Below are 24,349 nucleotides of genomic sequence, written 5' to 3' on the forward strand. Positions count from 1 at the left end.
TTACTCTTGCAGCAACGTCTGGATGTCTTTTATCAAATAACTAACAGACGCGGCATTCAAGCCATTATAAATTCCACGAATATGCTTATTTTTATCAATAAGCAACAAGCTTTCAGTATGCAAAAAGTCTTTATTTTTTTGCACATTACCTAGGTCTTCACTAGCAAAATATGCCTGTTTTGCAATGGTATAAATTTTGTCTTTATCACCGGTAAGCAAATGCCACTGCTCGTTGTTAATATTATTTTTACTCGCGTAGGCTTGCAGTACGTCAATGGTATCTGTTGAGGGACGAATAGAATGTTGTACTATTTTTACCTGCTCATTCCCTACGAACGTTTCTTGAACCCGAATGAGTTTTGAGCGCACAGTCGGGCAAATTCCAGGGCACGTACTAAAAAAGAAGCCAGCAACGTAAACTTTATCATCTAGGTCCCGGTCGGTAATCGTTTGCCCGCTCTGGTCGGTAAAACTAAACGCAGGGATTTTGTGAAACGACGATAAATCTACTTCGTCTTCTGATAACCAATAAGGAGCGAAGGAAGCGTCTTGATAATAAGGTAGTTCCTCAACCTGTGCGCTATTAGCACTTTGCAGGTCATTTGCTTTGTGCGCAAATGAACCCCCGCTATAAGCCAATAGATTGCAGGCGATAGTAATCAACAGATATTTCTTCATCTTCTAATCCAACGCAGTTATTTGCTTTTCTTAAGCCAAATATACGGCCATTTTTGTATTCAAAATTACTAAACAATTTGCCATTTTGACGCCAGGCTTGCTGCAGTCCGCTTGGCTGACCTGACCTAAAATTATATCGCTTAAATTTCTCGCCACTTCGGTACCATTCCTCGGCCACGCCTTCTATTTTTCCATTTTCAAAAAAACGGAGTGACCGTAAATTTCCGTTAGCCCACCAACTTTTCACTTCTCCTTCGCGCTTGGCATCGTTGAATGTAGCCTGGTACGCAAGTTTACTGTTAGTAAACCATTTCTTAGTTTCACCATGTCGACGACCATCTTTAAACTGTTCACGCGCCGCAATGGCGCCATCAGGATAGTGTGTTACTACTTCGCCAGTAAAAGGTGTTCCGCGGTAAACCCTAAGTCCTTCGCTGTTAATAGCTATATCATTATTAGAGACAGGCTGTGGGACACTCGCATTAAAGTAATAGATAGCGCTTCCTATTAGGCCGGCGCCCACCACGAAAGCCAATAAATACTTCATGTGAAACACGCAGCTTAGTTCACACCGTTGGGCGTGCCTTGAAAGTCTCCGGGGAAAATAAGGTAGTATTCACCATTTAGGTATTGCTCTGCTGATACATGGTAGTGATACTCTCCTTCCACATTCGATGCGTCGGTAAATTGAGTTACACCAATGTGCCCGTTCGATGCATCAAGATCACTAGGATAGTCGGCGCTCGAGTAACAACGTCTGCCATAAATGAAAAAACCGTCTGACATAATACCTACTAGGCTATCATCATCATAGGTGATGGCTCTAGGCTCTAAGTGATAGTGATAGGTTTGTGGGCCAGTATGGGCACCGTTTCTATCGAAGCCTTGTATAACGCCTAAGGAAACATCGCCGTTACCTTCTGAGTCGTTAAAAATTGGTGCACCGCTCGTTGCAATACCTATTGCCCCCAAAGGCGTAGCGGAAGATGAATCAGCTAGCTCGGGGTTGACTGGCACTGTAAGCTGGAACAAATTAATGTAATCTTCAATATCGCCAGGGGAACGCCGTTGGTCGAATAGGTCAGGATCTTCAGGTTCAACATACAAACCGCTTTCGTTGCCTGAATCCCAATAAGAAGACGTATGATTAGGTTTGCCATTTGCCTCAACGGTTACAGTACAGCCGTCAGATGAAAGCACAGCCGTCACGTTAGCTGAGGCATTGAACTCCAAAAATATTGCGGGTAGCGAAGTAACCGGGTTATCGCAAGAGTCAGCAGTGCTGCCAGTATCCGTTTCCTCTTCTGATGAGCCAGTATCGACAGTTACACTTTCACTCTCTGAGCCTCCACAGGCGGCAAGCGTTCCAATAATTGCCATTGTAATGAATGATCGCGCAAACAAATCGGGCTTTCTCATAACTGACTACCTCAGTATCTTTAGTTTTTTTATCATTTCAAATAAGGTACTGAACCTTTGTGCAGATAATGTGCAGAAAATGCATAAAAACGCGTGAATGTAATCTAGGTTAACTCCACGGAGTTGCAGCTCAATTCATTTAACGAAGTGGGTGTTAACCCCCTTTCGCCCAAAATTGTTGGTTTAGCTTTAAGTGGTCGGCGTTGATCCAAATTGAAGCCAATGAAATAGTAACTAAGTCTAACGTTTCTAACGAAGCATCTTAACGTACAGTTTTGCCCACAAATTAGGATATCCCCAATCCATGAATGCATCTGACCGAATTAAAGCCTCATCCATTTATCTTGCAACCGCACTTGTTTTTTCACCGTTTGTAATGGCCCAAAAAGGCCCGCATCCTGAAGGCCCACCACCGCCTCGGCCAGATACGCCTGAAACATTGGCAATAAAAGCTCGAATGGGTGATACAAGTACGCTTATGGGAGATATTAGTGTTCCAGCTGCAACGGAAGACTGTGACAACAGTGAGCATATTACGACGCTTCTGTGCCTCATCTCTTTGCTTAAATCTACCTTAAGTGAAGATAATCTATCGCTAATCCAAACCGAATATTCACTGGAGCAAGCCAAAAACTGGAGCAATTTGCCCGCCGGTGCGTTCCCAGAGCGCCCAGGAATATTTCTTGGCGAATTGTCCATCAAACAAAGGGGCATGGTAAAAGCTATTTTGAAAGAAGCGGCCAGCGAAAGTAGAAATGAAGGCTTCGATGAAATGGTTCAAACACTTAACGCCGATGACTACATAGGAACTATTAGCACAGACTATAAAGCCGCCTACTCCTCTTACAATGGCAAGCTCGCCTTTTTAGGTGAGCCATCAGAAGATGGGCTTTGGGAGCTATATTATGGCGGTCACCATTTTGCCTTCTCTAACACGTACAACAACGGAAAGCTTGTAGGCGCTACCCCCTCTTTTCGGGGGATTGAGCCATTTCCTTCCTTCGAAATGAATGGACGTGAGAATAAACCGCTTCTGCAAGAACGTAATGCGTTTTCGAAATTACTCACATCATTAAGCGAAAAACAGCAAGAAAAAGCGAAATTAAAAGGAACCTACCGAGATATTTTAGCGGGACCGCAAGCTGATGATGCTATTCCCGAAAAGCAAGAAGGCTTAGCAGTTTCCTCGCTATCAGAACAACAGGTTTCTCTGTTGAAAGAAGCTATCTATACCTATGTTGGCGATATTCACGAAACCGAGGCGAAACGGTACATGGAAAAATACGCAAGTGAATTTAACAACACAGTTATCGGGTATTCTGGGACTACATCACTGAACTCTGAAGACGATTATGTGCGCGTTCACGGCCCCTCGCTATGGATAGAATTCTCTATGCAGTCGAACAAATCGACAAATCAACCAGGTAACCACCCTCACTCGGTTTGGCGTGATAGACAAACCGATTATGGCGGACAAAAGTAGTGATAACGATAAAACCGTTAAAAGCTCTTATCAGTGTTACTTGCGTTTTTGTATGCAGCTTCTTCGCACTAGCATGTCCAGCTAGCGCGCATTCACTGCCAGGCAGTGAGTTAGTCATTAAACAGAGTAGCTCTCAAACAAGGATAACCTTAAGCTTCGCTTTGGAAGAGTTTGTTATTGCAGCGCCACACTTAAAGTTTGTTGAAAAGACATCAAGTTTAGGTGATTTGACCAATAACCAAGTCAAGCAATTGTCTAGCTATTTTAACCAACACTTTAAGATTAAGCCCTTAAATGACGAACAAGATGATCAGTTCATTTCACCAAGCTTAGATGCAATCGAAATACAGGGCGCATTCAACGAGCACGTTGGACAATATAGGCGAGTTGAAGCCCAATTTTCAGTGGATTCAAAAACGTTGCCGTACAACAGTCTTTTTCCAGCTGTTCTGCACTTCGACGCGATTTTGCACGAGATACGAAGTCATAGAGTGGTGGTGTTTTATGAAGGTGAGCAGAACAGTAAGATAAAGCTTGTTGACTTTGTTTACAGTGAAACTAACGGAAAGCCTGCCACCCATTTACTGTCACCAAACAGCTAACAGAACGTTTAACGGCCTTGCTACTATGAATAAGATTTTAGCATGTCAGACAGCGGCATAAGTTTAACCTCGGCACAGAAAAGCGGCGATTCACTGTTGACCCAACCAGCGCAAGTAAGATGGCTTGGGTCTTTTTCAACAGGCGCAACCAACATGTTTAAACAATCATTGCTTTTGAGTTGCGCTAATTGCTGATTATCGATACACATATTTTGCGAAACGTAGATCATTGGGTTACTTATCAAGTCATAACCTAGGGCCTGAGCTCGTTCTAACATTGCCGAAGACATTAATGAAAGTGGATAAAACTGTGGGAAACAAACCGTATTCGCAAATTCATCAATGTATTGTGTTTGATCGGCAAAGGCGCTTAACAGGTAATTTTTAGCATTACCAACAATCATCCATTTTCGTTTTAAAAAAGCACTGTCATCTAATAATGTTCGGTCTGGCATCTTTGAAAGATGACCTTTGTCATACTTAAGTAATGGGGACGAAACGGATAAATAGTCTGACTGCCTGTAGAAACCCATTAAGCTTGGCTTCCCCGATGCTTTCAAGATCAGGCGTTGCGATTCTTGCTCGCCCATCGGTGTTTTAGATACACGGGCCGACTTGAGTATCAAGCTTAGTTCGTCGCCTTCTCTAGCAGGGTTAACGAAGCTAAATTCATACACTGAGTATCGTCTTTGCTCAATAGTAGAAGCACTTTGGTTTATCTGCGTTTCTACAAACAAACCAAGTTGAAAGCCAAGCGCTATCGTACCTTGGAACGGGTTACCTGCTATACGCTGCCAGCGCAATGGATCGTGAAACAGGTTAAAATCGTCCGTAGCATTTCGAGCGATGTCGATATGTAATTGGGTAAGAATGTGCACTTGCTTTCCTTAACTAAGAAACATCCACCATAAAAAGCTATTTCAAACACGGTATTTGTGTTCAAAAGATGCCTAATTCACATAGCGAAGGGGAATATTCCACCTTACAGTTTCACCAAGTATAGGTCATAAAAGCAATAGCAACTAACTCTCAGATATTGCATTGTTTCATCGACATTTAGCCCTTATTCGAGTCATTATTTTATCGCCATGTACACATCTATGTGGTTGGCATTCACATAATGCTCGAAGTCCACTGTAAACGCCCTTTCATATTCAGTATCTGCTTGGGTGAAATAGCGCCAGATATCACTCCATACATCGATAGCAATTTGCGGCATTTCACCTTGTCGGGAAAAAACGAGATATTTTCCCGCGGGGATAGTAATGTTCTCAATCTTTAAATGTTCGGGCACTGTGTCGCCATCAAAACCTGCTAGCACCGAAAAGTCACCGGTATGATCTGATTCGTAGTTGAAATAAACGCCATACACCCGCTCGCCGCCTCGATAGTCAACAGGTATTGAACTATCAAACCTCTGCCAAAGCGCGGGGATCTTCCCCTTTGGCGAGAATTCAGCATGATTGTTGGTAATCACCGAAAAGCCTTTAATATTTATCGGTGAAGTAAGGTTTCTTACGTCCATAAAAACGTCCTAATTGTTAAGCATACAGAAAGTTTGTCCAAGCAAGTGGATTCAAGCAAACCATGTTTTAGCAGAATGACTTCAACACCTTACCTTAAGTTTCACTCCTACTGGTACGTTTCTTGATTTAATTTTTGATAAAATAATAAATGCTTCTCAAAATAAAAAACAAATTTAGGACTCACCATGGCACATACAGGAAACGTCGTTATTTCGGGTGAAGGTTACGATGTTATTGACTGCGAAACGTGCGGATTTAAACATGTCACGCCAATTCCAGACAAACTGGAGAATGAAACACTTTATCGTGATAGCCACTACGATGACGGCGAACGCGATAGGCTAAATTATTATGAGCGAGACCGCGATTGGTGGCTAATGAGTTACCGTGATGTGCTTAGTGAAATAGCTCAATTTATTACGCCTAATGATGACAATACCCTGGTTGATATTGGCTGCGGTGCGGGTCTGTTTTTGGAAGCCGCTAAAGGTGAAGGGTGGAACACAGTTGGTGTCGAAATAAGTACAATAGCGGCAAACCATTGCCGCGATAAAGGCTTAGAAATCATTAACAGCAGCTTCGATGCTGATCTCACCAGCCTTCCAGAGAATATCAAAGTGGTTCACATGCGTAATATTCTAGAACATGTTCCAGACCCATTCTCACTCATTAATGTTGCTTTCGACAAACTCGCTAGTGGTGGTATTTTAGTTGTGGGTGTACCGAACGACTTTAACCCTTTACAAGAAGGCTTAAGAAAAACCCAAAATTACAAACCTTGGTGGGTTGCCGTCCCACACCACCTAAATTACTTTGATTTCGACTCGCTAGAAGCATTCGTTTCAAAATGTGGATTTAGTCCTTTGAGCCGCTTTTCCAGCTTCCCACTCGACCTATTTCTTGCAATGGGCGACAACTACATTGAAACCCCAAGCATAGGCCGTGAATGTCATTTAAAAAGAGTTAACTTTGAGTGGTTCATGGAAAACGCGGGATTAAGCAGTTTACGCCAAGATATTTATCGCGCTTTTTCTAACCTAAATTTAGGCAGAGAAGCCATTATAATTGCGCAAAAGCCTTAGGACTGTTCATGAAAATTGAGTATATAACGAATGCGAGCTTTTTGTTCACTTTCAGTGACGGAACAACGGTTTTAACCGACCCTTGGTATGAAGATGGCATATATCATGGCCTTCTTTTCAACTACCCTCCTATTCATGAAGAGCAGCGCGCACATTATTTAAATTTAAAGCCTGATTATTTATATATTAGCCACATCCATGGTGACCACTTTAACCCTTATACGCTTTCTCATTTTGATAAAGACATCCCAATACTGATCGGTAAATTTCCGACGCCCGCCCTTCGCTTAGCTTTGCAGCAATTAGGCTTTACGAATATTACGGAATGTACCTTCGACAAACCGTGGCAACTTGGCGAGCACAGCATAACGATTATAAAAGAGTTTTCCGGGTCTTCTGATGACATTGTGAATGAAACAAACATACCTGTCGATTCATCAATATACCTTGAAGATAGAAACGGGTATAAGGTGTTTTTTGCTGTCGACAACCCTATGCAAATCAGACACGCAGAACAAGTTAGGGCGACTTTCGGTAAGCTTGATGCAGCGATTCTTGCTTACAGTGGCGCAAGTATTTACCCCTTTGTTTTTTCTCATTATAGCGATGATGAAAAACACACTCGCGTCGCGCAGTTAAAAGCCTCTCGATTACAGAAGTTTTGCGAACTTGCTAAAATTATCGGTGCGGATTTTAATATTCCGGCTGCCGGGTCTTTTGTGATAGCAGGAACGGGTTATCAATACGCGCAGTATCAACATCAAGCATGTCCTGAAGAAATTGAATCGGCCTGGCAACATCACAATCTTAACAATGATAAGTTGGTCTTGTTATCGACCGGTGACGTTCTGGACTTGGCCTCCCGCTCAACAGAGTATTCGCCTCTTGCGTTAGATAGGAATTTTACTCAACAAGACAGAGTAAACTACGCTGAGTCTCTCAAAGATTTCCCATGCGAGCTTCACAATATAGCTTGGCCTGAAGGGCTCATGATGCCAATCAATAGCTTAATTTTTAAGGCTAGAGCAAACGTTTGGAGCGCTCAACAAAGGTTATCTACATTTCCAGATACGGACGTGGTGTTACACATTCAGCCAGTAGAACAACTGAATGCAGGCTTGCAATGCCCAATGTACGCTAAGATAGATATGAAAAATGAACGTGTTCAGATAAACACATCGTTTGAACCGACTAAAGATAAGCCTTATATCAAATTTACAATGTCTACGCAGGTGCTGATAGCCCTTCTTTTAGGCGGTACATTTTGGAATGTAGCTGAGTATCACATGACAATTGAACGGGTTCCCGATCAGTTCGATCCTACTCTAAGAAGCTTGATGTCGTATTTTAAATTATAGTGCGCTGAATCATTGGCGAAGTATTGCGTTGATCTTAGTTCTTGCTCGCATAAGTATAATACACGCACAACCATTACCCACGGTAATGCATACAGGTATCAAAATGAAAAAACTCATTTTTCATCTTGCTCCTTTGCCCGTATTGAATCATAAACGTTGGCAGCACGTTGCATAGGATATATTAGCAACCGCTGCCACGGCGTTTTGGTTATTAGGCTTTAATTTTCAGTACTTTCCCTTATCAACGCGCATTTCAGTGTTAGAACAAATATAATCCAGTTTTGTCCCATCCAGGTTGCATTATATTGTGAATCAACGTTTTCTACTTGCCATAGTCGCTGTGCTTCTGGCGATGGTAACCATTCAATCTGGTGCATCGTTTGCAAAACAACTCTTTCCAATCGTCGGTCCTGAAGGCACCAGCGCACTGCGTGCTTTTTTCGCCGCATTAGTACTAACAATAATTTTTAGACCCTGGCGAGCACGCTTAAGTGCAAAAGGGTGGCGTAACGTAATTTTCTACGGCGCGTGCTTAGGCGCAATGAATATTATTTTTTATCTCGCGATTGAACGCATTCCTCTTGGCATAGGCGTTGCGCTTGAGTTCACTGGTCCTTTAGCGGTTGCATTTTTTAGTGCCAGAAAAAAGCGGGATTTTGCCTGGGCTATTTTAGCTGTCGCAGGAGTGTGCTTGCTACTTCCCGATATTGGCGGTGCAACGGCTGATAGTTTAGATCCCGTTGGCGTTGTTCTAGCCCTTACAGCTGGCGCTTTTTGGGCCGGTTATATTGTATTTGGAAATAAGACGGGCAGCGAAGGTTCTGGTGGTATTACGGTAACATTAGGCATGTTGGTAGCAGCTATTTGTGTGGTTCCTATTGGCGCAGTAAGCCAAGGCACCGCTTTACTCTCTTTAGACGTTATTTTCATAGGCTGCGCCGTAGGCATTTTTTCATCGGCTATCCCCTATACCTTAGAAATGAGTGCTATGCGTAATATGCCTAAGCAAACCTTCAGCATTATGATGAGTGTTGAGCCAGCTGTTGCAGCCATAGCTGCGTTTATCATTATTGATGAAACCCTTACGCTTTCACAATGGTTTGCCGTGGCTTTAGTTGTTATTGCTACCGCAGGAAGTTCTGCAACTCAAAAGCAACTACCAAAAGAAAAACAAATCGAAACCCTATCTTAGGGTTTCAAGCTTACTTTTCCCTTCTTATTATCCTGCTTTGTGAACTCATACCTTGCCCGTATCGTTAAACAACTAAGTAAACGGTTAAATTAACGATACAGGAAGTAGCTATGAAACATTACGCGGTGAACACAGAAGTTGAATGGGAATGGGGCAATGGCAGTGCAACGGGCAATATTAGAGAAAAATTTACCAGTAATGTAGAACGCACCATTAAGGGTTCTTCGGTAAAACGAGAGGCAAGCGACAGCGACCCAGCTTACCTCATTGAGCAAGACGACGGCAGTAAAGTGCTGAAATCTCACAGCGAAATTACGAAGTCGTCTTAATCTGTTTATTGATAAACCTAAACAAAAAATGCAGCGTTCTTTTTTCACTGATAGCGATGTCGTCAATGTAGCGAAGTCGCTTATTGGTCAATTCCTTTTTAGCAACGTCGGCGGCGTACTAACCGGGGGAACGATAACAGAAACGGAGGCCTACCGTGGTCATCAGGACCTTGCCATGGAAAAACACCTGTTGCGGCGCCCTTCTTCTATATCAACACTTAAAAAGCAAGGCGGCATTGCGTACATCTACACCATTTATGGTACTCACAGTATGTTGAATATTGTTACAAATGATGCTGACCACACTGACTCAGTTCTGATCCGAGAAATTAAGCCTACAGAAGGTGTCGAAAAAATGCGTGAACGCCGCGGCGTAAATACATCATTGCGTAATTTATGTAACGGCCCAGCTAAGCTGACACAGGCTCTGGCGATAACACCTGCGCTAAACGGTGAGCCTGTGTTAAATAACACTTTGATTTGGATTGAGGAAAGTAACCGTACCATTGTGAGTGAGCACATCACTAGTTCGCCTCGCATTGGCATAGACTACGCAAAAGACAATCAAACGGGTAAGCAAGGTGCACGGGATGACACAACCTTGCCTTGGCGGTTCACGCTTAAGTAGCGCACTTCAACTAAGACTACTTTGCAAAAGCGAAGGTCAGTTTGCAGTCGATGTATTTGAGCAATTTATTTACCACCCTTGGCACAGCAATATCACCGCTAGCAGTTTTTGATTCAACATAAATATCGCAGTCATCATATTGAATTTGCTGGCGAATAACGTAGTCGTTGATTTCGTCAAACAGGCTTTCTTTTAACGGCACCATACCAATGAACGCATCTGGGCCTTTTTTATCTACACATTCTTCACGCTTAATAAAATAAGCGCCTTCAATTTCTCGTTTTAGCGTGTACGCTTGCATGGCATCTAACGATGTTAAGCGAAAGTGCACGCTTATTTGGGGTTCTGTCACTCGTAATCTCGGTTTTTCTGTTGAAATTTATATAGGGCCTGTAGACCTTTAGTATACAGCAAAGGTCTACAGGCCCTAATTGGCTACTGCTTGATTTCCACTTTCCAAGGTGGGTTCACCCTATTTTCCCCTGCCCAGTACAGCTTTATTTTATTGCCCGATGGATCTTTTAAAATGGCCTCTTTCCAAAGGTACCGTTGTTCAGTTGGCGGTTGCTCAAAACGAATGCCTTTCTCGACAAGTGATGTATAGAGTTCGTCTAATTCCTCATGTTCGAAATAAATTACACTGGAACTTTGAGTACGCTCGCTTTCTAAAGAGAGCGAAAAAGTAGACGAGCCTTCAGGGCACGTGAATCTAGCATAATGAGGAGTGTCTACAATTTGGGTAAACCCAAGTGTAAGGTAAAATTCTACCGCGTCGACCATATTAGTTACGGGTAATGTTACTTGATTCAAATCCATTAGAGCCTACTCCTTTTTTTAAATGTTCAGAATCGCCAGCCTGTTGGGTTACACCTCAAAAATAGCGACCTATCGACATAAAGCTTACACTATTAAAAACAATGTTGCTGCTGTAGCCGCGCCCATTGTAAGGTTAAACTGCCTTCTTCGAACTGGCGAACTCAACCACACCCGTATTTTTGCGCCTACCGCCGCCCAAAGCGAGATGCTTGGAAAGCCAATAACCGCAAAAGCAGTGACAATCGCAATGCCAGATTGGGTGTAGTGCTCGCCAGGCAGCGAAAACGTGCCTACGCTGGCTAACGCCATCATCCATGCTTTAGGATTTATTAGCTGGAATAATGCCCCTTCCCACCACTTAAGCGGCCCTTGGCGTTTGGTCGATTTAATTTTGTTTTCTATTTCATCTACTGGCTCATCTACTGGGCCAGTGGCAATTTTAAATGCTAGCCATAACAGGTATGCCACGCCAAGTACTTTAAGCACACTGTACAGTACAGGAAATATGTTGAACAGCGCTCCAACGCCAAGCAGTGTGCCTATCATTAAGCCAGCGACGCCAATTACAATACCCAGTATGTGCGGCAGCGAGCGTTTATAACCGTATTGTGCTCCAGAAGCCAGCAACATCATGTTATTTGGGCCAGGCGTTACCGTACTGATAAATGCAAATGTCGCAAGTGCGATGAGTAAAGATGTTTCCATGACAGTCCCTATGTGTTGATGTAAGCAATGCGTTTCTATAAAAGGAAGAAGGTCGATTAACCAGCCATTTATTCTTCACCAATACAATACAATCATATTTTTGTATGCATCATACCCAAATACACTTAAAAACAGCCATACAGTTTCGTCATGGTAACGCCTGCATGGTAGTTTTTTCACCAATCTGTATGGTTAAAAGCCACAATAAATTAAGATATAGTTATCTGTATGCAGGTAACTTTTAAAGAGTATGGTTGAAATGACGCTTTACGAAACATTAGCCAATGAACTTAAAGCCCAGATCGAGCGTGGTGTTTTTGAGGTGGGGAACAAGTTACCTTCGGTTAGGCAGCTGTCAACGGAGCATAAAGTAAGTATAGCTACCGTGCAGGAAGCATATCGAGTGTTAGAAACGCAGCAACTGGTAGAGGCAAAACCTAAATCAGGTTATTTTGTTGCCCGTAGTGTATTAATAGATAACACCCCTAACATGACGAAGCCTCCGCAACGTCCTATGGATGTGTCTCAATGGGAAGATGTACTAGACACCTTGCTAAATACCTTCAATAAAGAGCATGACGCTAAAACCCTGTGTCAGTTTCAGCATGCCATGCCCAACATGACTGCCAAAACCCTTAAACCGCTTATAAAACGCCTGCATGAACTCACCAAACATCGAGCCTTGGACGGCATGATTTACGGTGACGTAAAAGGTGATGAAACTCTGCGAAAACAGCTTAGCCGATTGGCCGCAGCATCTGGCTGTGTGTTGCAGAGCGATGAATTTATTGTGACTTCTGGCTGCCAGGAAGCCTTATCTGTGTGCCTTCGCGCAGTAGCGAGCGCCGGCGATGTAATAGCGGTAGAATCCCCTGGGTTCTACGGTGCTATGCAAGCTATAAAAGGCGCTGAATTAAAAGCGTTAGAGATCCCCACCGACTCTGAAGTAGGGCTGAGTTTAGAAGCATTAAAGTTGGCCTTGGATCAATGGCCGATTAAGGCCATTTTAGTTGCCCCTACAGTAAATAATCCACAGGGATTCGTTATGCCTGAGGCGAAAAAGAAAGCGTTATACGAATTGGCCAGAGAGTACGACGTAGCCATTATTGAAGACGACATTTATGGTGATATTGCGTATTCCTACCCACGTCCAAAGACCATCAAGTCTTTCGATAAAGATGGGCGTGTTTTGCTGTGTTCGTCTTTTTCAAAAACGCTAGCTCCTGGTTTTCGCGTGGGTTGGATAGCGCCGGGAAGCTACAGAAATAAAGTGCTCCACGTTAAATATGTTAGCAGCTCTATGTGCCCTACCTTGCCCCAATTGGCTATAGCCAGTTTCATCGAGCAAGGCGGTTACGACAAACATATTCGGGCTATGCGTCACCATTACCTAAGTGCACGAGACGCCCTACGTTCAGACATAAGGCGTTACTTTCCTGCCGACACTTGTATTAGCTATCCGCAAGGTGGCTATGTGTTATGGGTAGAACTCAATAGTCGATACGACTCCGTTAAGCTAGCTGACGAGGCCAAGGAACTAGGCATTTACATCGCGCCGGGTCAATTGTTTTCGGCAACAGGGAAATATCGACATTGCCTGCGGTTTAATTTTATTGATAGTACTCAGGCTGCACGCACCGAAGCTATCAAACGCCTTGGTGAGATGCTTGTTACGCAACACGCCTAATTCTTTATACAAAAGGCGTAAACCCGGGGGCAGTTGATCCACATCAACGCAGGCTAGTCATAAGTCCACCAAAATAAAACCATCAAAACTACTCTACGAAACTTTGTATGCTTACGTTAGTAAATAATACAGATGCGAATGACGACATTGTGCCTGAGGCACATGGGCTATACCGGCTACATTTAAAGCCTAACACGCAAATGGCGATAGAGAACAAGCCTGTCTTTGGTGCGAATATTACCCTACATAGCAGCATTTTAAAGCACGATAATTTTGTGGCGACACCAGATAATATATTAGGTTGGCTAGATCACTGTGGCTTGTCACACTTTGCCGTGAAAGCCGAGGCCGACAATGCAAAAAATGAAGACACCTCAGCATTCCTGCCTTCCCAATTTTTAAATGCTGAAGGCGGAGTTTTGCGCGTTACTGCGCCCACACGCATTTATCTGATCAGCAAGACCCCCACTGATATAAACAAACGTGGCCTGTGCCTTTTTACGCCAGTAAAATAAACACACAGAAATGTACTCTGACCCCAAAATTTTGGGGTCAGAGTACATTTTTTATTCGATTTCTATGGTGGCGTTTGATGTGCTCTCTAATTGCAGGCTAATCGCTTCAGACAGCCCGGAATAACGCTTATCTACCCGCTGAACCATGTGGGTAAATGTTGCGTTGTCAGAAATGATTAAGCAGCCGTCTTTGGCACGGGTTAACCCTGTGTACACTAGGCCTCGATGAAATAAATTGGCTGCTTTCTCGCTATCAGGCTTAGGTAGAATAAGTACAACATGGTTAAACTCAGAGCCCTGAGATTTATGTATGGTCATGGCATACACAGTTTCAAACTGCGGTACTCTTGATAGCGATATGCTGCGCAACGCTTGTTTTTGCTGTAGCGCCTTGTCAGCACTGTCTCCCGCATTTGCCGAAGCTTTCTGACTTGAACCGTTTTGACCCGAAGCTTGGCTATCCTGGTAAAACCACGCATATAGCTTTCCTTTGCTGTCAGGCCAGATCACACCAACCTCACCGTTTGAAAGTCGCTGTGGGTGATGGTTCTTTACAATCATGATGGGCTGACCTTGATAGAAATGGCCTTCCCGCTTTCTGATCTTGTGCTTGATAGCATCGAACACCAAATTATTCAGGCCTTCTACGCCCATTCCGCCCTTGCGGACCGGGGTTAGCCACCTAACCACATTCAGACGATTAAGCGCCTCTTCGGCACTGCCAGCGTGAAAAATAGGCAAGAAGCTTTCTTTGGCCAACTGGTGTAAATCACGGCCGCTAACCTGGTGCTCTGGCCATAGGTGAACGCCAGATTGTAGGCGTGATGCAGTCTTTGAAACAAGAGTTGAATCGATATTTGAATTGAGGCCAGCAGTTTCATCATTGTCACTAGCCTTGCCGGTAATCGCGGTAAGTGCGCCGCTTGCATCACCTCGCTGTATGGCCGTTGCAACTTTTGCCACCTGCCCTTTGAAGCGCTGCGGTGCTTGCAGAGTTGCTACATAGCTTTTTGCCTGCTCATCAACAGGTAACAGAGGCAAATGCGGGCACAGCGTAGCGATGTGCTGACGCATTAACGATGGCACGCCACCTAAAGAAAGCGCGTCGTCATGACTGTTAAAACTAAGTGAACTATGTGTGCTGTTTGTGCCATTTGACACATTCGCGTTTTCGTCAAAACTTGCTGGCCCGGTACTTACTAGCTGCTCTAACACGTTGCCAAGCTCAACTGCTGGAAGCTGATCTGCATCACCGATAAAATAGAGCCGTGCATGGTCTGGCAATGCTCGTACTATACGTGTCATTAGCGCTAAGTCGACCATACTTGCTTCATCGACAATGAGCACATCTGCTGCCAATTGGTTGTGCTGATTGAACTTAGTCGATACACCGTGCTCGCGCAATCCTAGTAATCTATGCAGCGTCACAGCATCGGTAGGCACGTTGTTAAGTACTGCGTCGTCTAACTTGCCGCGAAGTCCGTCTATGCTGTTCATGATAGACTCCGTCATACGCTGTTGCGCTTTACCTGTAGGCGCTGCCAGCACAATTTTTAAGTTTTCATCGCAAGCCTGTAGCGCCAATAATAAACGCAATACGGTATAGGTTTTACCTGTACCTGGCCCACCGTTGATAACACAAAAGCGCTGCATCAGGCTTTTCGCCACCGCTATTTGCTGCCAGTCTTGCTGATCGGTTGTTTCGGTAGGAAAGATTGCGGGCCAAAGTTGCTTTACTTTTTCGCTTGCGTCATCACTTAACGGCGTAAGCGCAGCTCGTTTTACCACATTGCTCGCAACTTCTTGTTCAAACTCATAGTAGCGACGGCTGTACAGCTTGCCGTTGCTATAGACAAATAGTTGAGCCACCTGCTCGTTAACCAGCGCGCTTTTTACAATTCTAAGTAACGGTGTTAGTTGTGGCACGTCAACACCTGCTTTGGGCGCTTTTTCCTGCTCGGTTTGTTCAACCAGCGTCAGTGAAGCAGCCGCCGCCTTGTTACCACTATGCTCATTCGTTTCGACCGCCAAGGCCGTCTCTTGTTCAGCTATTGGTTCTTTAAAAAGCGTCGTACCCGCTATGTCTTTAAGATAGATACAGCTGTGTCCATTGCGCTGCATAAACGACAGATACGCCAAGATCCCCGCCCAAATAAACTGTTCTTCTTGTTCCAGTTCATCAATAAAGCCAAATTCTTTTGCGACAAATTTGTCGATAGCTTCGATGCCAAACAAGTTATCAAAAAATGACGGTACAGAGTGTTGATTGCTTTTCATTATTTTCCTTTGCCTTAGTTCTTTTGACGTGTATTACTCGTCGTCAAAACTAAACTGCTGCTGACCCAAAGACGTTTGTTCCAATGGCTGGTGAGAGCTGCCAGCATTCGAAGAACCATCGCCTTGCTGGGCATCGACTCTGCTCGCAAATATCCCGTCTAATCGGTTGAGTAAAGACGATGGAATATCAGTGTAAAACACCCCTTCTCCGCGCTCGTTTTCTGGGTGCATGCCGCGTAAGTACAGGTAATACACCCCACCGAAATGCACATCTGGGTCGTAGTTGGGCAGCGTATTCTTTAAATAGCGATGGAGCGCCAGGCAGTAAATTAAGTACTGAAGGTCGTAAAGGTGATGCTGGTTATTATGAAACAGTGCTGTTGGCGTGTAGCTATCTAGGGTATCGCCAAGCCAAGTCGATTTGTAGTCTGCCACATAAAACTGACCGTCATGTTCAAAAATCAAGTCAATAAACCCGTGCATCATTCCCTGTAATTTAGCTGTGATTAATTGAGGCGCAGTTTCCACCTCGCCACCAATAATGTCAGCCACGTTTTGCCTATGGGTAGCGAGTACTTCACGAAGATGAGCCCATTGCGTGTCGTTCATTGGAAAATAGAATTCTGCTTCGCGCAGGGTTTGCGCTAAGGGCAAATCACTCATACTTAACTGCGTATTAGGATAAAGCGGTGTTTGCAGTGTTTCCTCTAGCCACTCATAAAGTAACGGCGTGCGCTTCTCATCTAACCCAAAGCGGTTTACCAGTTCTTTGCCAGTTTCTTCCCACTCGGGCGCACTAAAGTCACTGTGCTCTAGAATATCGTGAAGTAAGTTACCTGCGCTCGCACCTTTCTCTAGGGTGAAACGCAGGTCATTTTTACTTACCGTACTTTCAATACCCGCCGAGGAATTGATGTCTGCATCAATTGAGCCCATCTCCCCCACAAGAGTGTCGCTTGCATACACTTCTTCATCTCGAATGGTTTGAAGTACGGGCACACTAGGAAGGGTTTGACTCAAGGGCTCTGTTATTGCGCCTTTTTCTGCTGCCGCGCCAGTCTCTGGGCTTTGCCCTGTAACAACCGTGGTTAAACGGCTCATTGCTGAGAATGAATACAGTCGCCATTCTTCGCTTGCCGTGCCGGTAAATTGCAACGCGGTAAGCTGAGGTAACTCATCTTCTTGCTCAAAGCCATTATACACTTCCTCAAACTCATCACCGTCGATATGGCTGGCATGGGACGCATCTTCTTCAGCAACGCGGTTTAACACACTTGACCAATCGTTGTTGCTGCCATCGCCACCTACACCAAGTGCTCGTGCTAATGCGCTTCTTTCGTTGTTAGTTAGCGGTACAACACCCATGTAACAACGATGGGCAGCTCGTGTTACCGCCACATAGGCCAGTCGCATGTCTTCCGCTTCGCTCTCGCTTTGAACGCGAGCTATGGCCTGTGGCGTCTGCCCCAGTTGCATTTGTAAATCTTGTTTTTCTTCGTCGTAATAGGTAAATATCTGCGACGTAGTATTGCCGTTTTTAGCGGCGTCTTTGTAGCCGGTGGCAAAAGGAACAAACACGATGGGGTACTCTAGCCCTTTCGAGCCGTGTTGAGTAATAAGTCGAATAAGCTGGCTGTCACTTTCAAGACGCAAAGTAAGCTCTTCATCACTTTCAGGCTTATGAATTTGCTTATTCAACCAGTCGAGTAGCTGCTCTGGGCGCTGGTGAGTCGTGCTGGCTTTTTCCAGCACTTCGGCCAAATGCTGATAGTTAGTAAGGGCGCGTTCCACACTGTCAGCATGAGGTTGATAGCTATCTTGCATTAAATACAGCAGCACACTCATGCACCCTTTTTGCAGCCACATATCTCGCAGCGACAATACTTTGTCGATTGCCGCATCCCACTGCGCGTCATCTTCATGGTACAGCAGTTCAATAAGAGTTTGGGCACTATAACCCCAAAGCGGAGACGCCAAGCTCGACGCCACTTTACTGGTGTCGTTGGCATGCCAAATACCGTTAAGTAACCGCAGTACATCTTTGGCTTCGGCACTGGCAAATAAGTTACTGCGATCGCTTAAATAAACGCACGCCAAGCCTTTTTGCTGCAGTACACTTTTGATAGCACCAGCTTCGGTCCTGTCTTTCACTAAGATAGCGATATCCTGAGGCCTCACCGGCGCGGTGCCACCATTGGCGGTTTGAAAGTGCGCTTCGTTCAATAAGCGGTAAATCTCTTGCGCAATCCACTGAGCCATTTTGCGACGCATAATGTGGGCGTTTTCTTTGTCCTCCAAACACATGCTAACGTAGTTCATTGCGCTGCGTTTCGTTACAGCACTTTTCATTACACCGCTCTTCATTAAACTATTTTGTTCGGCAGGGTCGATAAGTGGCGTTTTTGCCGCGGCCGCTTTAGGCGTAAATTCCACAGGGTTGTATTTGATGTCAAAGCCAAACACGTCGGTGGGTTTATTTGATGCCACAGGCGCACCATAAAATAACCGATTATAGGCCTTAACCATTCCCTCTACCGAGCGCCAGTTGGTATTCATCACCCAGCGGTAATCTGCCTGCCTACCCGCCTTTAAATAGGTAAAAATATCGCCACCGCGAAAACGATAAATCGCCTGCTTGGGGTCACCTATCATTAATAATGCACTTTCGTTGGCATTCTCAAGATTAGGATAAACTGCGTCTAAAATCGCGTACTGCTTTGCATCGGTATCTTGGAATTCGTCAATAAGCGCTACGGGAAATTTTTTGCGAAGTTCAGGCACAAGAGTATTGTTTGGCTTCACCACTTCGTCGGCGAGCATGCGAATAAGATCGTCGAAGTCGATAACGCCAAGCTGCTTTTTCTGCTTTTCAACGCGGGATTTGATGAACGCAATGGCTTCAACCACCAGCTTGAATACAGGCACCTTACCAAGCGCTTTGTCTTTCTCACTAAATGCTTTTTTAAGCGCCCCTGCAAAATCTTTTATAGGCGTTAAGATCTCTTTTACACCAGATGAATTTCGCGCATATCGGTTACCTTTAACAAAGGCTTCCGCTTCGGGCGGCGGAAGATAATAACTTTGTTCATCCACGCAAGAACGCAACCAAGCTTTAAGTGCAGCCAATTCCTGCGGCCGCTCTTTTTTATGGGCCGGTGTTTTGATGAGCTGTTCTACCAATAGCCCTTCATTATCCTCTACGCTTTGAAGTAGAGACTTCACGTAGGCTAAAGACGTGTACGGCGCTTCATCTAGCTGCGTTTTACACGCCGCCTCAATATCCTCTTCACTAAGCAAAATCGGGGTCAGAGTACTTTTAATGCTGGCATTAAACTCCCGCAGCAGTTTTTCGGGTGTATGCCAGCCAGACTCTGCCAGTAGTCTAAACTCGTCCTCACTTTTGCTAATTTTTCGAATGAAGTCTTCGGCAGCTTCAAGATATAAATCGCTGGTGTCATTGCCCAAATTGAGGGACATGGCAAAGCCACTGTTAAACGCTAACTGGGTAATAACATGCTGACAGAAGCCGTGAATAGTAAACACTGAGGCTTCATCAAGTTCGAGCTGCGCCGCTTTTAAAAGGGCCAGACTCTCGTCAATATCACAGCTATTGAATAAATACTGATAAACCGGGTCACAGCCACTGTCTATTTCATTGCCGTTACCTTTGGCTTGCTGCCAAATAAGTAGAGCTTCTCTTAGTGTTGCCGCAATACGCCCCTTTATTTCTTCGGTCGCGGCTTTGGTGAAGGTCATCACCAATATTTCTTTGACGGTGAGCTTTTTTTCAAGCAATAGACGCAGGTACAAGCGCGTAATATTAAAGGTTTTACCTGTGCCGGCGCTGGCCTCAATAAGATGGCGCCCTTTTAACGGCATAGCGACGACATCGAGTAGTTGCGCTTCAGTGCCACTGTGGTCGTCGGTTTCCAGCTGAGATTGCTCGTCTAGAGGGTTGTCAGAGGATGTAGGGTTGTAACTCATAGCTTCTCCTCCTGAGACGCATTGTTGACCATGGCGAGCAGCACAAAAGCACTTAAATACGGCACATCGTTCCAACTCACGCCCTGAGGAAACAACCAATTTAAGTAAGGATTGCTTGCCATATCGGCGCTGAACTGCCCGCTACTTTGTTGCCAGTCGGTTAATGCTCGCTGTAATTCTATCGTGTCAAAAAGTGCAGCGGCTTGGTCTAATGTTCGTTTGGCTTTTTCGTGTTTTTCACTTGTTGTTTCGCTGTCTACATCGTCTCCCTTATCAATGAATGGGAACAGCTCATCTACTGCCTGTTGAACTTGGCTAAGTATCGCTTTGTCGGTTTCACTAGTCCCGTCCGCACTCTCTAGTAGCGCATGCAGAATGTCGGTAAACATCTCAGGCTTTATGCTTTCCACTACAGGCTTAGTGTCTGAATTTCTGGTCCCGGGCATAAAAGTACCGAACAAACTTAAATGAATAGGTGTCGGCGCCGTGTAAACTGCCATATAAAGCTGTTCAATAAACAAAAGTAACCGCACAGCAGTTTCCCGATCGTAAGCGGGGAAGCGCTGCTTTTTCAAAATGGTTTCGCCCTTTTCCCAAGTGCACGAATAGATATCCAGCGGATAGTTGTTGTAGCTGGTTTCTTCAACGCTACTTGAAAAAACTAATTGGGAGATGAAGGATCCCAGGGCGCGATGTGCGTCAACTTTGCCTGCACATAGCTCGACTAGCGCGTCACTGCCTAATAAAGCCGATGAAGTAAAGGTGATGTACTTGCCTTGAAAGTGTGCTTTTTTAGGTTCTGCGTCATGAGGGCCCATGGCCTGACTTAATGCCAACGCCCCTTCTTTCCACATATCAACTTCATCTCTGGCAACGGGGTTATTGGGAATATCCCCTCTAAGCGACGCAATCGTGACCACTTTTTCACTATATGAAAGCTGGGTAACATCATCTTTCTCTGGCGCAATGCGCTCCGCAGATGAAAAGATAGCGTCGAGCACCTGGTAACGTAGCAGCGCATTGGTTTCAAACGGCTCGCTATTTTCAAGTAGCGTAAACGATTGAGACAGATTCACGCCCAACCGTTGGACAGAGAAATACTCCAGCGGATCTTTGAAAGCTCTCGCAATTTGAATACCTGATAAACGAAGCGATTGCGTTGATAGTGCATCAGGTGATGGTGCTAACGTTGCCGTATCCGCATCATTGGCAGATTCATTATCTGCTTCATCGGTATTTAATTTCGTTTTCTGCAACGCGTCAGCTAACCGTAACCACCCTGTTTCGTAGCTCGGAAAGGTTCCCGTAAAGCCTTCTTCACTGAACGGGTGAAGCGGCGCATTAACGCTGTACTTTGATAAATCCAGTACGTAGCTGTTTGCTAACATATCCATGAACTCAGCCAATACTAGACTGGGTTGCCGCTCACTGTTATTGGTAACGTCGTTCCCTTGGTAACTTAAATATAAGCTGTCTCTGGTGGAAATAATGGCTTCTAGGAATAAATACCTGTCTTCCAAACGCCGTGAGCGGTCACCAATTTGGCGGCCAGCACCTGCCATTAAATCAAGACCCAGCGGGCTTGATTTTCTGGGGAATTCACTGTCGTTCAGCCCCAAAATGCACACTTTTTTAAACGGAATGCTACGCATTGGCAGCATAGAACACACCGTAACCTGACCGGTCATAAAGTGGTTGCCGGCATCTGGCGACGAGAATCGATTGAGTAGCAGGTCGCGAACCTGACGAAGGGTGAGTTCGTGTTCATAACCTGCCTCTTCGCACCGTGCAGCAAGATCGGCAGCAACTTTGGCAATAAGATCCCAACTTTGCTGCTGCTCTTGTATCGGCATAAAACACGCATCTCTAAGCGATATTAAGGCTTTAGACCACTGCGCGGCCGTCCTTGGGGCTGTTAATACTTGGGCAAACTCACCCAACAGTGCCACAACGTCAATAAGCTTGCCTAGCGTAAGCGCACTTTGTCCTTCAACGTCGGGAATAGTAAGTAAGTCACTAACAATGACTTCACTATCTGGTGCAAGCATGCCCATAAGTAATCGGCGTATTCCCCACCACCAGCTATAGGTATCGTCTAGATCAACACCTTCTGAAACGGCAGTTTTGTGGGCGCTATTAAGGCCCCAATGAATATGAGCTTGTTTTAGCCAAACCACCATTTGATCGATATCATCTTGTGACACTGAGAAACGCTTTTGCACTGAATCTAACTGCAAATAATCCATAATGTCCGACACACCAAAACGGCTATCGGGCAGTTGTAGCAGCGCCATAAATGCCGCAATCAACGGCTCTGCATCCATTGGGCTTCTATCTGCAATGGTACACGGAAGCCTAACCTGCCCCCTGCCAGCCAAAGCCTTTGTGCCTACTCTGTGAAATACAGCATCAACAAATGGCGCGTAGTTTTCGATGGCCGGGCACATCACCAGAATATCAGATGGGGTGCGCGTTTTATCTTGAGATAACCAGTGTAACAAGTGGTCGTGTAATACCTGCACTTCGCGAAGCGCGGAATGGGTACACATGATAGTAACGCTATCGTCTTTTTCTCTTAAATCATGAGTAAGTGGCTTCGGTTGAGCGGCTTGCAAGATATCGTTGTGAATATACTCGAGTAGACCACGAGCAGTGTCACTGTCAGCGTTATCGTTTGTTTCTTCAAAATCAGGTGAATCAAACGCACTAATCTCAAAGGTATCCAGTTCAGTGAGTAAGTTGAATAGCTCTCTGCCCTGTTTACCTAAGTTTCCAAGCAGCGGGTTCGACTGATCTTCTTCCATCCATTTTTTGAGCCCTTCCAAACGTAATAATTTCGCCTGTTCGCTACTGCTTTTCGCTTCACCCCAATAATTAACGCTAGGATTTAAATGAAATATATGAATATCAATGTGCTGCGCGAGGGCGTCAAAAAACGCGATAAGCTGTGGGGCCATAGTGTTAATGGCAAACACTATGACACGAGTAGGCAACTTATTTGATGGATCAGTTGGTAAATGGCCAGCTTCCAACGCTCCTAACGCCTCTAGGGTCATTTGATGCAAACGTGCAGGGTGCAAAGGCTGCTCTTTGACCAATATGCGCCAAATTTCGCTTTGCCATATCTCCATGTCATCGAATACAGCGCGTTCGTTCGCTTCCCATTTAAACAACCAGTCTGGGCGGTACAGTAAGTATTGCTCGTACACGTCGGCCAGAGCGGTAGCAAGCTGAAGGCGCTGTAACCCCTGCTCTTGTTCACTTCCTGCATTCTGCCAATACCGGTTAACTTGCTCGAAGGCTTCTGCGCTCATCAGCGAGCCATCTTGGAGAATATTGTCGATTCGCCATGTCAGTACTTCACGACGATATGGAGATTGCTTGGGTACTTTGTCTTGTCCTAGTACAGTACGTGCGGTATTCCACATAAAGCGCACTGGTAAAGGGTAATCAATATTCATTGCCACGCCGTGTTCTGTGGCAAGCTGCATGCTGACCCAGTGCTGCATTCCAGGGCTTTCAACCAAGATGGTTTCTGGCGTAAATACGCCCATGGGCTGCTGACGTAAAAGCGTGGTGAGAAGAAAACTTAAGTGTTCTAATTTATTAGAGGGATATAGCGCAAGCAATCGAAAAATCCTTTGTAGAACGTGCTTTTAGATACTGTGCAAAGACTGTACAAGTATCGTCGACCTTATAATTTAGTGTATCGCATTGTGCTCAGTAGTTAAGTTATTTCTCCAAAATTTAGATAAGCAAATGTCTTATGATAATAGAACAAATACCGAGGGGCATGGCGAAAACAACCTCCGAATAATTCATTAACGAAGTGATACAAAGATATGGCGCAGCGAAAGAGTGCAAAGAAGCATGCGAGGGCGTTTTTCAGACAAAAAAAACCCACACAGACCTCAGGACACGAAAAATCTGTATGGGTAAGGTTTACGGTCTACTCAGTAACAACGTGAATAAGCGTTGCCTGGCACTCATTCACGTTAGCGCTACTGGGCAGCACTGTTAACAAATACTATTTTGCAGATTGAGTGCCAACTTTTTATTCATTACAAT

Annotated in this window: 20 protein-coding genes; 9 read left to right on the top strand and 11 right to left on the bottom strand. The window is 44.8% G+C overall.

The window, feature by feature from the left end; all coding sequences use genetic code 11:
- Genes E5672_RS14235 through E5672_RS14245 form a run of 3 tightly spaced genes read right to left on the bottom strand, consistent with a single transcriptional unit; the run spans position 1 to position 2,097 of the window.
- Complete coding sequence (locus E5672_RS14235) at positions 1–678, bottom strand: SCO family protein (RefSeq protein ID WP_136782802.1); 678 nt, start codon at positions 676–678, stop codon at positions 1–3.
- Positions 629–1,225, bottom strand: coding sequence for a toxin-antitoxin system YwqK family antitoxin (locus E5672_RS14240; RefSeq protein ID WP_136782803.1), 597 nt, complete (start codon positions 1,223–1,225; stop codon positions 629–631). The genes E5672_RS14235 and E5672_RS14240 overlap by 50 nt, the downstream gene beginning before the upstream one ends.
- Positions 1,226–1,239: 14 nt before the next feature.
- Positions 1,240–2,097 (bottom strand): YHYH protein, encoded by an 858-nt coding sequence (locus tag E5672_RS14245; RefSeq protein WP_136782804.1) that lies wholly within the window; start codon positions 2,095–2,097, stop codon positions 1,240–1,242.
- Positions 2,098–2,401: 304 nt separating this feature from the next.
- On the opposite strand from E5672_RS14245, the gene E5672_RS14250 reads away from it, so the two are divergent.
- Positions 2,402–3,580 carry a DUF3500 domain-containing protein gene (locus E5672_RS14250; protein WP_240692244.1) on the top strand — a complete coding sequence of 393 codons (1,179 nt, stop codon included), beginning with the start codon at positions 2,402–2,404 and terminating at the stop codon, positions 3,578–3,580.
- A complete protein-coding gene (locus E5672_RS14255; RefSeq protein ID WP_136782805.1) occupies positions 3,580–4,182 on the top strand; it encodes a hypothetical protein in 603 nt (200 codons plus the stop codon). Before E5672_RS14250 ends, E5672_RS14255 begins: the two co-directional genes overlap by 1 nt.
- 23 nt (positions 4,183–4,205) lie before the next feature.
- Here the strand turns inward: E5672_RS14255 and E5672_RS14260 are convergent, their stop codons facing one another.
- Positions 4,206–5,060: a hypothetical protein gene (locus tag E5672_RS14260; protein WP_136782806.1), complete on the bottom strand. Its 855-nt coding sequence runs from the start codon at positions 5,058–5,060 to the stop codon at positions 4,206–4,208.
- A 197-nt stretch (positions 5,061–5,257) separates the two neighbouring features.
- Entirely contained in the window at positions 5,258–5,707 is a 450-nt protein-coding gene (locus tag E5672_RS14265) for a GyrI-like domain-containing protein (RefSeq protein WP_136782807.1), read from the bottom strand.
- A 186-nt stretch (positions 5,708–5,893) separates the two neighbouring features.
- Here E5672_RS14265 and E5672_RS14270 point away from each other — a divergent pair, with 186 nt between their 5' ends.
- The 5 genes from E5672_RS14270 to E5672_RS14290 all read left to right on the top strand — a co-directional run bounded on the left by E5672_RS14270 (position 5,894) and on the right by E5672_RS14290 (position 10,297).
- Positions 5,894–6,790, top strand: coding sequence for a class I SAM-dependent methyltransferase (locus E5672_RS14270; protein WP_136782808.1), 897 nt, complete (start codon positions 5,894–5,896; stop codon positions 6,788–6,790).
- Positions 6,791–6,798: 8 nt separating this feature from the next.
- Positions 6,799–8,148, top strand: coding sequence for an MBL fold metallo-hydrolase (locus E5672_RS14275; protein WP_136782809.1), 1,350 nt, complete (start codon positions 6,799–6,801; stop codon positions 8,146–8,148).
- A gap of 307 nt (positions 8,149–8,455) precedes the next feature.
- The gene (locus E5672_RS14280) at positions 8,456–9,340 is read left to right on the top strand and encodes an EamA family transporter (RefSeq protein WP_136782810.1); all 885 of its coding nucleotides are present in this window, start codon (positions 8,456–8,458) and stop codon (positions 9,338–9,340) included.
- A 110-nt stretch (positions 9,341–9,450) separates the two neighbouring features.
- Positions 9,451–9,669, top strand: coding sequence for a hypervirulence associated TUDOR domain-containing protein (locus E5672_RS14285; protein ID WP_136782811.1), 219 nt, complete (start codon positions 9,451–9,453; stop codon positions 9,667–9,669).
- 28 nt (positions 9,670–9,697) lie between these two features.
- Positions 9,698–10,297, top strand: a complete 600-nt coding sequence (locus E5672_RS14290) for a DNA-3-methyladenine glycosylase (RefSeq protein ID WP_136782812.1) — start codon at positions 9,698–9,700, stop codon at positions 10,295–10,297.
- Positions 10,298–10,313: 16 nt separating this feature from the next.
- Here the strand turns inward: E5672_RS14290 and E5672_RS14295 are convergent, their stop codons facing one another.
- The 3 genes from E5672_RS14295 to E5672_RS14305 all read right to left on the bottom strand — a co-directional run bounded on the left by E5672_RS14295 (position 10,314) and on the right by E5672_RS14305 (position 11,818).
- The gene (locus E5672_RS14295) at positions 10,314–10,649 is read right to left on the bottom strand and encodes a hypothetical protein (protein WP_136782813.1); all 336 of its coding nucleotides are present in this window, start codon (positions 10,647–10,649) and stop codon (positions 10,314–10,316) included.
- 83 nt (positions 10,650–10,732) lie between these two features.
- Positions 10,733–11,113, bottom strand: coding sequence for a VOC family protein (locus E5672_RS14300; RefSeq protein WP_136782814.1), 381 nt, complete (start codon positions 11,111–11,113; stop codon positions 10,733–10,735).
- An 84-nt stretch (positions 11,114–11,197) separates the two neighbouring features.
- Positions 11,198–11,818 (bottom strand): LysE family translocator, encoded by a 621-nt coding sequence (locus tag E5672_RS14305; protein WP_136782815.1) that lies wholly within the window; start codon positions 11,816–11,818, stop codon positions 11,198–11,200.
- Between the two features lie 259 nt (positions 11,819–12,077).
- Here E5672_RS14305 and E5672_RS14310 point away from each other — a divergent pair, with 259 nt between their 5' ends.
- Complete coding sequence (locus tag E5672_RS14310; RefSeq protein ID WP_136782816.1) at positions 12,078–13,505, top strand: aminotransferase-like domain-containing protein; 1,428 nt, start codon at positions 12,078–12,080, stop codon at positions 13,503–13,505.
- 107 nt (positions 13,506–13,612) lie between these two features.
- Positions 13,613–14,020, top strand: a complete 408-nt coding sequence (locus E5672_RS14315) for a hypothetical protein (RefSeq protein WP_136782817.1) — start codon at positions 13,613–13,615, stop codon at positions 14,018–14,020.
- A 51-nt stretch (positions 14,021–14,071) separates the two neighbouring features.
- On the opposite strand, the gene recD is transcribed toward E5672_RS14315, so the two are convergent.
- From recD to recC, 3 genes are read right to left on the bottom strand one after another with little or no spacing between them, the layout of a single operon-like run.
- Entirely contained in the window at positions 14,072–16,297 is a 2,226-nt protein-coding gene (gene recD, locus E5672_RS14320) for an exodeoxyribonuclease V subunit alpha (RefSeq protein WP_136782818.1), read from the bottom strand.
- A gap of 33 nt (positions 16,298–16,330) precedes the next feature.
- A complete protein-coding gene (gene recB, locus E5672_RS14325) occupies positions 16,331–20,281 on the bottom strand; it encodes an exodeoxyribonuclease V subunit beta (protein WP_136782819.1) in 3,951 nt (1,316 codons plus the stop codon).
- Positions 20,278–23,910, bottom strand: a complete 3,633-nt coding sequence (recC, locus tag E5672_RS14330; protein WP_136782820.1) for an exodeoxyribonuclease V subunit gamma — start codon at positions 23,908–23,910, stop codon at positions 20,278–20,280. Before recC ends, recB begins: the two co-directional genes overlap by 4 nt.
- Positions 23,911–24,349 lie beyond the last annotated feature (439 nt).

This window comes from Alteromonas portus, from assembly GCF_005117025.1.
GTDB lineage: Bacteria > Pseudomonadota > Gammaproteobacteria > Enterobacterales > Alteromonadaceae > Alteromonas > Alteromonas portus.